Origin of the sequence: Oribacterium asaccharolyticum ACB7, from assembly GCF_000238075.1 — a bacterium.
GTDB classification, from domain to species: Bacteria; Bacillota; Clostridia; order Lachnospirales; family Lachnospiraceae; genus Oribacterium; species Oribacterium asaccharolyticum.
Genome location: NZ_JH414504.1, coordinates 828,845 through 842,264, shown reverse-complemented (window position 1 = coordinate 842,264; position 13,420 = coordinate 828,845). Strand labels below are relative to the sequence as shown.

The following is a 13,420-nucleotide window of genomic DNA, read 5'->3' as shown; positions in this document are numbered from 1 at the left end:
GTCATGAAGGAAGGAACTGATACAAAATGTTCTTGTCTGATTTACGGGGATTCTTTAACTTACGGTTATCTTCCGAACGAGGAGCATCAGGATCTGAAGCTTCCGGTGGAGGAGCGCTACACGACGATGCTGGAGCAAGCTTTTCCGGAGGTTCATTTTTCCATCCACGCCAAGGTAGGCCGTTGTATTCCTTATCTTCCTTTTGAATGGGAAGATTTCAAGGAGGCTTGTAAGGAATTTACAAAAGCGGACTTTCTAATCGTGTTTTTAGGAATAAATGATTTCCTAAGCTACGGAAGGCCGGATATTCCAAGGGTGGTCAATCGTCTTAAAGAATTTTTAGAAGACTTTCCTAAGGAAGGAATTCCTTTTATTGCTTCTCACATTCTGTATATTTGCCCACCTACTCTGGATTTTAGAGGGGATAAATCCTATGAGCCCTTTAGCACAATGGACGGAAAATTGAATGGAGCTCTGGCGGAATTCTGTAAGGAAGCGGAGATTTCCTGTTTTAATACGGGAGAGCTTTCCCTTGAGAAATTTCCCGACGGAGTGCATCTCAAAGGGGAGGCACAGATACAGTTGGGAGAAGCCGTCTCTCAATTTATACAGAAAGAAGATTTCTTTTCTTTTTCTTAAAGAAAGACATGGTAAAGGGGCTGCAAAATCTACGATTCTCAAGGTCTGCAAGTAGTAGTAAAAAAGATTAAAATTCATAAACTTTTGATTTTATTTATAAAAATTTACTATAGACTATCCCTATAAATAAAATGTTTTTGTTGAAAAGGACCAGTTGTTTGGATAAAATATTAACAAATAATTGTACCGGCAGGGTGTTTAAAAACATTTGCCAAACAACTTATCAAGAAGAGGAGAGGAAAATATGGATGCATTAAATGCAATCATCAACAAAGGGAATGATTTCTTATGGGGCTTTTTGCTCATCTTCCTTTTGTGCGGAACAGGAATTTATTACACATTTCGGCTGAAGTTTATCCAGCTGCGCCGTTTTGGAGAGGGCTTTAAGCTGGTATTCGGACATTTCAGTCTGAACGGAGAGAAGCATGATACCGGAGAGATGTCTCCGTTCCAGGCTATTGCAACGGCGATTGCGGCACAGGTTGGTACAGGAAACCTTGCCGGAGCGGCAACCGCTATCGTAAGCGGCGGCCCGGGAGCCATTTTCTGGATGTGGGTTTCCGCATTCTTCGGAATGGCTACCATCTACGGAGAGGCCGTTCTTGCACAGACCTATAAAGAGGAGAAGGATGGACAGGTAACCGGCGGACCGGTTTACTATATCAAGGCCGCTTTTAAGGGAACACTCGGAAAAGCGATGGCAGTTGCCTTTGCTGTTTTCATTACCCTTGCACTCGGCTTCATGGGAAACATGGTGCAGTCCAACTCCATCGGTGCTGCATTTAAGGAAGTGTTTGCCGTAATGCATGTTAATGTTCCGAGCGTAGCTATAGGAATATTCGTAGCAGCCATCGGCGCTTTTATCTTCTTTGGAGGAACAAAGAGATTGGCTGCCGTATTGGAAAAGGTTGTTCCGATTATGGCCGGCGTTTATATCGTAGGTGCTTTGGTTTTCATCGTAATGCACATCTCCGCACTTCCCGGTGCAATCAGCTCCATTTTTATCGGCGCTTTCAACCCGCAGGCGGTAGTTGGAGCGGCAGCAGGTATCACCATTCGTCAGGCAATCCGTTTCGGTGTGGCTAGAGGACTTTTCTCCAACGAAGCAGGTATGGGTTCTACTCCTCACGCTCATGCAAGAGCAAAGGCTGAGTGCCCGGATGCACAGGGACTTTGTGCTATGGTTTCCGTATTTATCGATACTTTCGTAGTATTGAACTTAACCGTATTTGTTATCTTAACGAGCGGAATCCTTGGAACAATTGATCCGACAACAGGAGAGGCTTTTACCGGTATTCGTTTGACACAGCAGGCTTTCGTGTCCGGCTTCGGTAACTTCGGTCATTTCTTTGTTGCCTTCTGTCTTTTCTTCTTTGCCTTTTCTACAGTACTTGGATGGCACTTCTTTGGTGCAGTAAATGTTCAGTACCTCTTTGGTAAAGGAGCCGTAAAACTGTACTCCGCAATCGTTGTGGTTTGCATCATCATCGGTACAACGCTTAAGGTAAATCTGGTTTGGGATATGTCCGACTTCTTTAACGCTTTGATGGTTATCCCGAACGTACTGGCACTTCTGGCTCTCTTTAATGTAGTAAAAGATACGAAGAAGAGAAGCAAGTAATAGAAACCGAATAAAGTAATAGAAACTGAATAGAAAATATAGGATTATTTCGGTCGCTGTGCCTTTTCCGTGTTTTACGGAGGAAGCACAGCGATTTTTTCATAACAAGTAGCACGGGCGTAGCCTGAGGAATCTTGCCCATAACAGGTATCGTATGCGGAGCGTGCGATATCTCACTTGTACAGAGAAAACTCCAAAAAAGAAGAAAGAGCTTTTCTATTGGGCTCTTTCTTCTTTTCCATCTTTGGCTATTTTAGACTTTCGTCTCGGGTTATCTTTAGGATATAAAATAAGCAGAAGAATGTAAAATTGTTTTTGGATATAGGGAACTTGATTAATAGACTAAAACTATAAATGGAGAGGAACATATCGCTAACAAAACGGAGAAGTCAATATAAAAGCGCTTATAGGGAAAATGCAAATATCTTCCGCTATATTTGTTATATAAATGTATAATTTGCTTATAGCAATTAGCTATAACTGGCATTGATTAGTTGATTTTATCGCTTGAAATGTTAAAATAAAGTCAAATCAAAAAACAGTGCATACTCAGAGAGAGTGTAAACCACCGAAGAGGCAAGTTGTCGAGAAAACAATGAATCTTTCAGGTAAAAGGATGAGTATGCAGGGGACTCTGAATCAATGATGAAACAGGGAACGGAAAAGATTTTTTTCCTGCCCCTGTTTTTTGTTCCACTAAAAGAAAGGAGCAAAAATCTATGAAGACCCTTGTTATTTTGACAAACAATCCGCTGGTTAAGGAGAATTTTCCGAAGAAATATCCGGATGTAAAAGTAGAGATTGATTTTCGTGAAATATCTTTTATGGATGTTTTACGGGGAGTGCGGGACATGGTTCACTCGGGAGCAAAGATTTTGACCCACCCCTTGGACGGGTCGATTAAGCCCAATGAGACCCCGTATGAATCGGTGCTTTTGGATAAGACGCCGGAGGAAGGCTTTGATATGAAGTCTTTGGATTTGATTGAATACGCATTGAATACCTGCGAGAAATTCGAGGAAAAGGATCGTATCCACATTGAAGAAGTACAGAAGGACTTTCAAACTCTGGATTGGACGCTTCTTGACAGTGGCTTGGAATCGCTTATGTTACATTAATTAACATAAACTTATTTAAAGGAGGTACAAAAAGTGAAACTGGAATTAGGTAAGATTTTCATCAAGGACATCCAGTTCGCAGACACAACCGAGATTAAGGATCATGTTCTCTATGTGTCGAAGAAGGAACTTACGGAGGTCTTCCTTACGGAAGAAAAGATTAAGGAAGTAGAATTCGACATCGCTAAACCCGGCGAGTCAGTTCGTATCACTCCGGTTAAGGATGTTATTGAGCCAAGAGTAAAGGTTGAAGGAAAGGGCGGCGTTTTCCCGGGAGTAATTTCTTCCGTAGATACAGTCGGATCCGGAAAGACCTATTGCTTAAAGGGAATGGCAGTGGTTACTGCAGGACCGATCGTTGGTTTCCAGGAGGGTATCATCGATATGACAGGTCTTGGCGCAGAGTATACTCCGTTCTCGAAGACCCTTAACCTGACTTGCGTATGTAAGCCGGTTGAAGGAACAGAGTCCCATGCTTATGAGCAGGCTGTTCGTATGGCAGGACTCAAGGCCGCTACCTTTATTGCTGAGAAGGCAAAGGAATTGACACCGGATGAGACAAAGGTATATGAGACCTTAGACCTTATTGAGGGTGCAAATGCATATCCGAATCTTCCAAGAGTTGGTTATGTTCAGATGTTACAGTCTCAGGGGCTTCTGCATGACACCTATGTATACGGCGTAGATGCGAAGAAGATTCTTCCGACCATTCTCTATCCGACAGAGGATATGGATGGCGCTATCATTTCCGGAAACTGCGTGTCCGCTTGTGATAAGAACCCGACCTATGTTCATGAGAACAACCCGGTTATTGAGGACCTGTTTGAAGAGCACGGTAAGACCATCAACTTCGTGGCACATATCATTACCAACGAGAACGTTTATCTCGCTGATAAAGAGCGTTCCTCCAACCAGACTGCTAAGCTTTGCAAGATGCTTCACTTAGATGCAGTAATCATTACTGAGGAAGGATTCGGAAACCCGGATACAGACCTTATCATGAACTGTAAGAAGATCGAGGCAGAGGGCATCAAGACCGTTATCGTTACCGATGAGTACGCAGGAAGAGATGGAAAGTCTCAGTCCCTTGCCGATGCTGACGTGGCTGCCAATGCGCTGGTAACTGCAGGAAATGCTAACCAGTTAATTACTCTTCCGAAGCTCGATAAGCTGATCGGTACACTGGACTATGTAACCAAGATTGCAGGAGCAAGTGATACAACACTTAAGCCGGACGGATCTTTGGAAGTAGAGTTACAGGTTATTACCGGTGCTACTTCTGAGGTAGGATTCAATAAGCTTAGTGCAAGATAAGGAGAAAGAAATGGGAAAATTAAGAGTTGTTCAATATATTAACCAGTTCTTCGCTCAGGTAGGTGGAGAGGATAAGGCTGATTATCCAATGGAGTACCATGAGGGCCCCATGGGACCGGGACTTGCGTTCCAGCAGGCTTTCGGTGACGAGGCTGAAATCATTGGCACTATCGTTTGCGGAGACAGCTATTTTGGTGAGAATACCGATAAGGTAAAGCCGGAAATCTTAAAGAAGGTTGCTGAGCTTAAGCCGGATTTATTTATCGCAGGACCTGCATTCAATGCCGGCCGTTATGGATTTGCCTGCGCTACTATTGCTGCAGCAGTACAGGATGAATTGCACATCCCTGTTATCACAGGTATGTATGTTGAGAACCCGGGTGCTGATGAAGCAAAGAGCAAGATTTATATTGTAGCAACAAAGAACAGTGCTGCAGGTATGAGAGATGCCGTTAAGAAGATGGCTCCCTTAGGTTTAAAGATTGCTCGCGGAGAGAAGATCGGTTCTTCCAAGGAAGAAGGATATATCCCGCAGGGAATTCGTGTAAACTTCTTCGAAGAGGAGAGAGGTTCCAAGCGTGCGGTTAAGATGCTTCTTGCAAAGATTGCGGGTAAGGAATTCACTACCGAGTATCCGATGCCGTCTTTCGATCGTGTACCTCCGATGCCTGCTGTTAAGGATCTTTCCAAGGCAACCATCGCACTGGTTACATCCGGCGGTATTGTTCCGAAGGGAAATCCGGACCATATCGAGTCTTCCAACGCTACTCGTTATGGCGAGTACAGCATTGCTGGAGTGAATGATCTTACTGCAGAGACTTATGAGACTGCTCACGGCGGATACGATCCCAGCTACGCTAACCAGGATGCAGACCGTGTTCTTCCGGTTGATGTTTTGAGAGACCTTGAGAAGGAAGGAAAGATCGGAAAGCTTTACGACTACTTCTATACCACTGTAGGTAACGGAACAGCCGTTGCTTCTGCTAAGAAGTTTTCCGAGGAAATCGGTGCAAAGCTGAAGAAGGATCATGTAGATGCGGTCATTCTGACCAGTACGTGAGGAACCTGTACACGTTGCGGTGCAACGATGGTAAAGGGTATCGAAGCTACAGGAATTCCTGTTGTTCACATTTGTACAGTTACACCTATCTCCATGACAGTAGGTGCTAACCGTATCGTTCCGGCTATTGCTATTCCTCACCCGCTTGGCAATCCTTCTTTGAAGCCTGAAGAAGAGAAGGCATTAAGAAGAAAGATTGTAGAGAATGCTCTGCATGCTCTTACAGTGGATGTTGATAAGCAGACAATCTTCAAGTAAGAATTGTTTTCGACAATATTACGGAAATTACCGTGAATTGTGTATGATAACGAGGACTATGCGCTAACTGCGCTATCTCGTTTACAGGATTTGAGGGGCAGGGCTCCTGCCCCTTTAAATTCTTAATGAGTATCGTGCGCAAAGTGTGCGATATCTCGTTTAAAAAGGGCCTTGTGCGTATGGCACAAAGGATTTTATTCAAACGGGTTTTAAAATAATTGGCTATTATGGATTTTTGCGATAACAATATCGAGCTATTATAGAATAAGAGAAATGGGGCATTCGGAAAATCTATTTTAATGACCATAACTTATAGTGTATAATAGATTTGCTATTTTAATTCGGGTTATTCACTGCAGTGCAGTAAAATATACATTTAAGCAAAAGGAAGGAGATTCAGAAGACTATGTCAAAGCTTTATGATGTTTTGATTTTAGGAGCCGGTCCCGGAGGACTCGCAGCAGGCTTGTATGCAGGAAGAGCAAGACTTTCCACCTGTATCATTGAAAAAGGACAGGATGGTGGACAGATTGCGATTACTGATTCTATTGAAAACTATCCCGGACAGATTGTAGAAGGTGAGTCAGGTCCCTCTCTTATTAAGAGAATGACAGAGCAGGCTGAGCGCTTCGGATGCGATCGAGTACATGATACGATCAAGTCGGTTGAATTGGAAGGCGATGTAAAGAAGGTTGTCGGCGTTAATGGAACCTATGAGGGAAAGACCTTAATTATCGCTACCGGTGCGAATCCCCGTCCTATCGGATGCAAGGGTGAGCAGGAATTTCTTGGAAAGGGTGTTTCTTATTGTGCAACCTGTGATGCCAACTTCTTTGAAGGGCTTCCGGTATTCGTAGTGGGTGGAGGAGACTCCGCTGTAGAAGAAGCAATGTACCTGACCAAGTTTGCAAGCTCTGTTACACTCATTCATAGAAGACATGAGTTAAGAGCTGCTAAGTCCATTCAGGAAAAGGCTTTCAAGAACGAGAAGCTTCACATTATGTGGGATACGGTTGTTGAGGAACTTTCCGGAGATGACATCTTACAGAAAATCAAGGTGAAGAATGTCGTTACCGGTGAAGAGCAGGTACTCGAGGCCAGTGAAGAAGACGGTATGTTCGGTATTTTCGGTTTCATCGGAAGAATCCCGACTACAGAGCTTTTCCAGGGCACGAACCTGAAGATGGACGAGAGAGGATATATTCCTACAGACGAAGATATGCATACCAATATTCCCGGTGTATTCACCGTCGGCGATGTTCGTGTGAAGAGCTTAAGACAGGTTGTAACCGCAGCGGCAGACGGTGCGATTGCAGCTACGCAAGCTGAGAAGTATCTCAATGAGATGGAGTAATTCCCATTTTGTTTAGAGTTTCTCGAATACCTTTGTGTAATTCTAAAATCAGATAGTTTATGTTGATAAAGGAGGAATTATGTTAGAAGTTAATAAGGACAATTTTGAAGAGGAAGTATTGAAGGCTGAAGGTTATGTGTTTGTAGACTTCTTTGGAGACGGCTGTGTACCTTGTGCTGCACTGATGCCTTTTGTACACTCCTTAGCCGATCAGTATGACGGAAAGCTGAAGTTTACTTCCTTAAATACTACAAAGGCAAGAAGACTGGCGATCGGTCAGAAGATTCTCGGACTTCCGGTTATGGCTATTTATAAAGACGGACAGAAAGTCGAAGAATTAGTTAAGGATGCTGCAACAGAAGAGTCCATTAAGGCAATGGTTGAGAAGTACGTTGCATTAAATGCCTAAATTTATTACCGCGTATTTGGCATTTCGCCATTACGATATAAACTTTTCAAGAAAGGAGAGAAGAGATGGCTATTTTAAAGGGTAAAAAAGTAATCATCATCGGAGACCGTGACGGTGTTCCAGGACCAGCTATTCAGGCTTGTGTTGAGAGTGCCGGCGGAGAAGTAGTTTTCGCTTCCACTGAATGCTTCGTTTGAACGAGCGCAGGCGCAATGGATTTGGAAAATCAGAAGAGAGTAAAGGATTTTGCTGAGAAGTTCGGACCGGAGAATCTGGTTGTAGTTCTTGGCGCTGCTGAGGGAGAGGCTGCAGGACTTGCAGCAGAGACCGTTACAGCAGGTGATCCTACCTTCGCAGGTCCATTGACAGGGGTCCAGCTTGGACTCACAGTTTATCACGTTTGCGAACCGGAATTGAAAGCAGAGTTTGATGAGGCCGTTTATGACGACCAAGTCAGCATGATGGAAATGGTTTTAGATGTTGATGACATCGTAAATGAAATGAACAATATTCGTTCTGAGTATTGCAAGTACCTTTAAAAAAATAGGGGAGCTTTTTCGGGCTCCCTTTTTTTCTCAAAGTTTACAAAAAAATAGCTAAATCAATAGCACATCATCATCTCTTCATTGTTCAGGATAACAAGAAGCGAAAGCAAATTTTATATTTTATTTATAAAGAGTGTTGCATACACGGTTGCAATGACTCATTGAGGATGAAAGCCCGCAGGGCTCTTTCATCTCCGTCACGAAATGGCAAGTTTATATTCTTTAAAGAGGGAATTCATATGAATAGTATTATTAAAGGCGTTGGATATTGCTTAAATTACACACCGGGACTGATGTTGCAACATGGTTCCACCATTGTAACGGAGAGAGTAGTAAATCCGGATGGAGAGTTCTTAAAGGAGATGGGAAAGCATGTTCGTTCCTTTGAGGATTGTGTGGCGTATTGGCCGAATCAGGTTTATATCGGAAACAAGACTCCGGAAGAGTTAAAAGGAGTGGAGTTCCCTTACTATGATAAAAAAGTAGAGGGCGCGAGCCGTTACGGTAAGTTCGGTGAGATTATGCCGGAGGCGGAGTTCCTGCTTCTTGCACAGGCTTGCGACTGTTTCGAAGTTGTATATCTTGAGAAAGGCTTTGTAGCAAAGCATAAGCCTGAGCTGGCAAAGGATCCTGTTATTACTGAAGAAATCTTAAATCGTGTAACAGAGGGTGCTGAGCTTTCCGAAATTCAGGGCTTTGTAGACAGACATGAAGCTGAGCCTTTATTTTACGAAGGTGCGCTCATCGGTTGTGTAAAGAGAGCACATGATATCGACGTAAACTTATCTGCGGAAGTAATGCTTGAGAATATCATGAACAAAGCAAGTTCTGTTCTTGCTATTTTACATTCCTTAAAGCACTCCGGTGTAAATGCTAATGAAATCGAGTATGTTATCGACTGTTCCGAGGAAGCCTGCGGTGATGTAAACCAGCGTGGCGGCGGAAACTTTGCAAAGGCAGCTGCGGAAATTGCAGGACTCCAGAATGCAACCGGATCCGATGCAAGAGGCTTCTGTGCAGGACCGTCCCATGCCATGATTGAAGCTGCCGCTTTGGTTAAAGCAGGTGCATTCCATACTGTTGCCGTAATCGGTGGCGGTTGCGTGCCGAAGCTTGCCATGAACGGTAAAGATCATGTGAAGAAGGAACTCCCGATGCTGGAGGATTGCCTTGCTTCCTTCTGTATCATCGTTTCCGAAAATGACGGCAAGTCCGCTGAAATCAATCTGGATATCATTGGTCGTCACACTGTAGGAACCGGTGCCGCTCCGCAGAACGTAATCGGTTCTCTTGTAGCCGATCCGCTTGAGCGCGCAGGACTGACTGTAAAGGACATCGACAAATTCTCTCCGGAGATGCAGAATGCCGATATTACAAAGCCGGCAGGTGCAGGAGATGTGCCGATGGCAAACTACAAGATGATTGCCGCACTTGCCGTAAAGAAGGGATGGCTTGATAAGGCAGATCTTGCTAATTTCACTGAAGAGAAAGGCCTCATCGGTTATGCTCCGACACAGGGTCATATTCCTTCCGGTGTACCGTTCGTAGGATTCGCTAAGGAAGATATTGAAGCCGGAAAGATGAACAAGGCTATGATTATCGGTAAGGGATCACTCTTCCTGGGAAGAATGACAAACCTTTTTGACGGTGTTTCCTTCATTATTCAGAAGAATACCGGAAAGGGAACAGGAGCAGTTTCAGAGGAAGAAGTTCGCTCTATGATTGCTAAGTCCATGAAGGATTTTGCTGCTTCCATTTTGGGAAATCAGGAATAAGAAAGGAAGGGTAGAATGGCTAAGGAAATTAAAGAACTGATTGCCGATACCTTTTTAGCCATGGCAGAGGGCTTAGAAACCGGTTCTTTCGGGAAAAAGCCGCGTATTGCTTTAACAGGTATGGGTTCCGAGCATGGAGAGGAAAACTCCATGCAGGCTGCAGTAGCTGCGGCAAGAGACGGCGTGGATGTGGTTTATATCGGTTCCTTAAAGCATGAACTGGTAGAAACCGTTGAAGTTCCGGATGATGAAGCAGGTCATGATAAGATGGACGAGCTTCTTAGTGAAAAGAAGATTGACGGTGCGGTAACCATGCACTATCCGTTCCCTATCGGGGTATCTACTGTAGGACGTGCTGTAACACCGGGAATCGGTAAGGAAATGTTTATTGCCAACACCACCGGTACATCCAGTACGGACCGTATCGAAGGTATGGTGAAAAACGCTATTTACGGTATCATTACCGCAAAGGCTTGCGGCTACGCCGAGCCGACTATCGGAATCTTAAATGTAGACGGTGCAAGACAGACAGAGAAGGCTTTAAAGAAGCTTCAGGCGAACGGTTATCCCATTCATTTTGCAGAGTCTTCTCGTTCTGATGGCGGATGCGTTATGAGAGGAAACGATGTTCTTCGCGGTACACCGGATATCCTGGTAACGGATTCTTTAACCGGAAATGTGCTTTCCAAGATGTTATCTTCTTATACAACAGGCGGTTCCTATGAAGCGCAGGGCTTCGGATATGGCCCCGGTATCGGAGAAAACTACGAGAAGCTGGTTATGATTATCTCCCGTGCTTCCGGAGCTCCCGTTGTTGCCAATGCACTGCGTTTTGCCGGAGACTTGATTAAGGGCAAGGTTTTCGAAGTGGCTAAAGAAGAGTTTAAGAAGGCGAAGAGAGCCGGCTTGGATGATATTCTTGCTGAGATTCGCGAGGCAAATAAGCCGAAGGATAGCGGTGAGGATGTGAAGGAGCCTCCAAAGGAAATTGTAACCGCTGCAGTTTACGGTATTGAGGTTACAGACCTCGATGATGCTGTTCGTTGTCTCTGGAAGCTCGGAATTTATGCGGAATCCGGAATGGGCTGTACAGGGCCGATTATTCGTGTCTCCGAAGCAAATTTGGAGAAGTCCGAGGCTGAGTTGAAGGCTAAGGGATATATCTCTTAATGTACATAAAGAAATATTACTCGCTTTGTAAGAGGTAATCAGTAAGAATAAGATAAGTGCCGCTGCAAGTTTGCAGAGCATTCTTGCAGCACACTTATTTTTGTACCCAAAATTCGGGAGAAGCTAAGGGGAGTATAGCGGTCTTTGTACCGTAAGTAAGCAATTGAAAAAGTAGATAAGGAGTGAATGAATGGAAAATAAGAGTGTGCGATTTGCAAAGGTGCTGAGTTTCTGCGGAGCCTGTATTGCATTCTATATCGGGGCCGGCTTTGCTACCATGCAGGAAATTATCCAGTATGTAGCATCTTATGGATCACAGCTTGGGATCGTTATTGCGGTTAATGCAGCAATTTATATTTATACGGATTTATCTTTTGCCACAAACGGAAGCAGATTAAAGCTGGAAAGAGGAGGAGATATTTATAAGCATTATTGTGGAAAATATATTGGTGGCTTCTTTGACTACTTCTCTGCACTCTTTTGCTATGCCTGCTTTATCGTAATGTGCGGTGGAGCCAATGCCACGGCACAGCAACAGTGGGGACTTTCGAACGGTGCGGGAGCAATCATTCTTACCGTATTTGTTATTGCGACAGTGATTTTCGGATTAGACGGAGTCATTCAGACCTTGGGAAAAGTTGGACCAATCATTGTTATGTTCATTTTGATTGTATCGGTTATCAGTATTTTTAACGGTGCAGGAAATATCACGGAGAATATTAAAGCAGTAGATAATAATCTGCACAAAATTACGCAGGTCGGAAATGGCAATCCCTTCCTCTCCGGTGCCTCCTATGCAGGCTTTATGCTCCTTTGGTTTGCCAGTTTCCTCGCGGAAATCGGGGCGAAAAACCGGGTAAAAGAAGTAAACATCGGGATGCTTTTCTCTGCGATTTTTATTATGGGCACCATGGTGATTGCCAGTGTAGCATTGCTTGCTCATATTGACGTTACCGCACAGGCGGATATTCCGGCTTTGATTTTAGCAAATAAAATTTCTCCGGCTTTGGCAGGATTTTTTGCGGTCATCATTTTCTGCGGTATTTATACGACATCCGTACCTCTTCTTTGGACCAGTATCGGAAGAATTGAAAAAGAGGGAACTCCGAAATATAAGATTTATACTGTGGTACTGGGCATTATCGGTTGTGTCATTGCCTGCTTCTTACCGTATAAGAATTTGGTTAATGTTCTCTATGGCCTTAACGGTTACTTGGGCTTTGCGCTGGTTATCTTTATGCTGGTTTATGATGTTCGTACCAAAATGAGTAAAACCCTGGTGAAGGAAGGCGAAGAATAGAATTTAAGAAAATTCAGCTGTTTTTTTAAAAATGATTTATAAGTAAATAGTTTCTTATGAAAAGCTAAGTTGTGCTATAGTACTAAAACACAACTTAGCTTTTTTTGACAAGGAGTAGGAATAGAATGAAAAAAGTTGGAATTGTTCCCTCATCGAGTTTACTGGAAACGGAGAATCCGTACCATGATTGTTCAAGCTTCATAGAACTTTATACCAGGCGTATTACGGAAAATGGAGGACTCCCGCTTGGAATCTTAAACGTAGGCGGATTTCTTTCGGAAGAAGCACTGGAAGTCTGTGACAGCTTCTTAATCTGCGGAGGAAAACGTATTTTCCCATATCACTTTCAGGTCATCGATTATGCACTAAGAAGCGGAAAAAGACTCCTCGGGGTATGCCTCGGCATGCAGGCAATACACAGTTATTTTATTGCGAAAAGAGAGCAGAAAAACCGACCCGGAAAGAGCATTCTGGAAACCTATACGGAAATGAAGAAGGAAAAATACTTCTTTGTAGAGCCTGTGAAAGAGCACTGGAAATTGAATCCGAATCGTGGTGAGGAAGACTTGGTTAAACACAAAGTTACGATTTCGGAGGACTCGGTTCTTCGGAAGTATTTTCCGGAAAAGGAGATTAAAGGCGCAAGCATGCATAATTATCGGATTACGGAGCCTTCGGAAGAGTTGAAAGTCGCAGGACACAGTGAAGACGGAACAATTGAGGCAATAGAGTACGGGGACAAGGTGCTCGGAGTTCAGTTTCATCCGGAAATTGACGGAAGCTTCCCGGGGATTTTTCGATTTTTAACCGGATTTCCATTAGAAGGATAATTTTACAAAAAATGAAATAGGAGCTAC

Annotated in this window: 12 protein-coding genes and 1 riboswitch; all 12 genes read left to right on the top strand. The window is 43.8% G+C overall.

The genetic code is table 11. The annotated features are described in order from the left end of the window. Positions 1-3: 3 nt before the first annotated feature. The 12 genes from HMPREF9624_RS03795 (at position 4) to HMPREF9624_RS03730 (ending at position 13,393) form a co-directional block, all read left to right on the top strand. The gene (locus HMPREF9624_RS03795; RefSeq protein WP_009536606.1) at positions 4-639 is read left to right on the top strand and encodes a GDSL-type esterase/lipase family protein; all 636 of its coding nucleotides are present in this window, start codon (positions 4-6) and stop codon (positions 637-639) included. 244 nt (positions 640-883) lie between these two features. After that, complete coding sequence (locus HMPREF9624_RS03790; RefSeq protein WP_009536605.1) at positions 884-2,260, top strand: alanine/glycine:cation symporter family protein; 1,377 nt, start codon at positions 884-886, stop codon at positions 2,258-2,260. 539 nt (positions 2,261-2,799) lie between these two features. Then, positions 2,800-2,890, top strand: a riboswitch (glycine riboswitch). Positions 2,891-2,979: 89 nt separating this feature from the next. Further along, positions 2,980-3,378 (top strand): GrdX family protein, encoded by a 399-nt coding sequence (locus HMPREF9624_RS03785; protein ID WP_009428541.1) that lies wholly within the window; start codon positions 2,980-2,982, stop codon positions 3,376-3,378. Between the two features lie 33 nt (positions 3,379-3,411). After that, the gene (locus HMPREF9624_RS03780) at positions 3,412-4,692 is read left to right on the top strand and encodes a glycine/sarcosine/betaine reductase component B subunit (RefSeq protein WP_009536604.1); all 1,281 of its coding nucleotides are present in this window, start codon (positions 3,412-3,414) and stop codon (positions 4,690-4,692) included. A 10-nt stretch (positions 4,693-4,702) separates the two neighbouring features. Continuing rightward, positions 4,703-6,010, top strand: coding sequence for a glycine reductase complex selenoprotein B (grdB, locus tag HMPREF9624_RS03775; protein WP_081465280.1), 1,308 nt, complete (start codon positions 4,703-4,705; stop codon positions 6,008-6,010). Positions 6,011-6,416: 406 nt separating this feature from the next. Further along, positions 6,417-7,364: a thioredoxin-disulfide reductase gene (gene trxB / locus HMPREF9624_RS03765; RefSeq protein ID WP_009429102.1), complete on the top strand. Its 948-nt coding sequence runs from the start codon at positions 6,417-6,419 to the stop codon at positions 7,362-7,364. 79 nt (positions 7,365-7,443) lie between these two features. Continuing rightward, positions 7,444-7,773 (top strand): thioredoxin TrxA, encoded by a 330-nt coding sequence (gene trxA / locus HMPREF9624_RS03760; protein ID WP_009428576.1) that lies wholly within the window; start codon positions 7,444-7,446, stop codon positions 7,771-7,773. 65 nt (positions 7,774-7,838) lie between these two features. After that, positions 7,839-8,312, top strand: a complete 474-nt coding sequence (gene grdA, locus HMPREF9624_RS03750) for a glycine/sarcosine/betaine reductase complex selenoprotein A (RefSeq protein ID WP_081465279.1) — start codon at positions 7,839-7,841, stop codon at positions 8,310-8,312. A 245-nt stretch (positions 8,313-8,557) separates the two neighbouring features. After that, positions 8,558-10,093 carry a glycine/sarcosine/betaine reductase complex component C subunit beta gene (gene grdC / locus HMPREF9624_RS03745; RefSeq protein WP_009536601.1) on the top strand — a complete coding sequence of 512 codons (1,536 nt, stop codon included), beginning with the start codon at positions 8,558-8,560 and terminating at the stop codon, positions 10,091-10,093. 15 nt (positions 10,094-10,108) lie between these two features. Continuing rightward, positions 10,109-11,263, top strand: a complete 1,155-nt coding sequence (gene grdD / locus HMPREF9624_RS03740; RefSeq protein WP_009536600.1) for a glycine/sarcosine/betaine reductase complex component C subunit alpha — start codon at positions 10,109-10,111, stop codon at positions 11,261-11,263. A gap of 190 nt (positions 11,264-11,453) precedes the next feature. Beyond that, a complete protein-coding gene (locus tag HMPREF9624_RS03735; protein WP_009536599.1) occupies positions 11,454-12,563 on the top strand; it encodes a YkvI family membrane protein in 1,110 nt (369 codons plus the stop codon). A gap of 125 nt (positions 12,564-12,688) precedes the next feature. Next, entirely contained in the window at positions 12,689-13,393 is a 705-nt protein-coding gene (locus tag HMPREF9624_RS03730) for a gamma-glutamyl-gamma-aminobutyrate hydrolase family protein (RefSeq protein WP_009536598.1), read from the top strand. Positions 13,394-13,420: the final 27 nt, after the last annotated feature.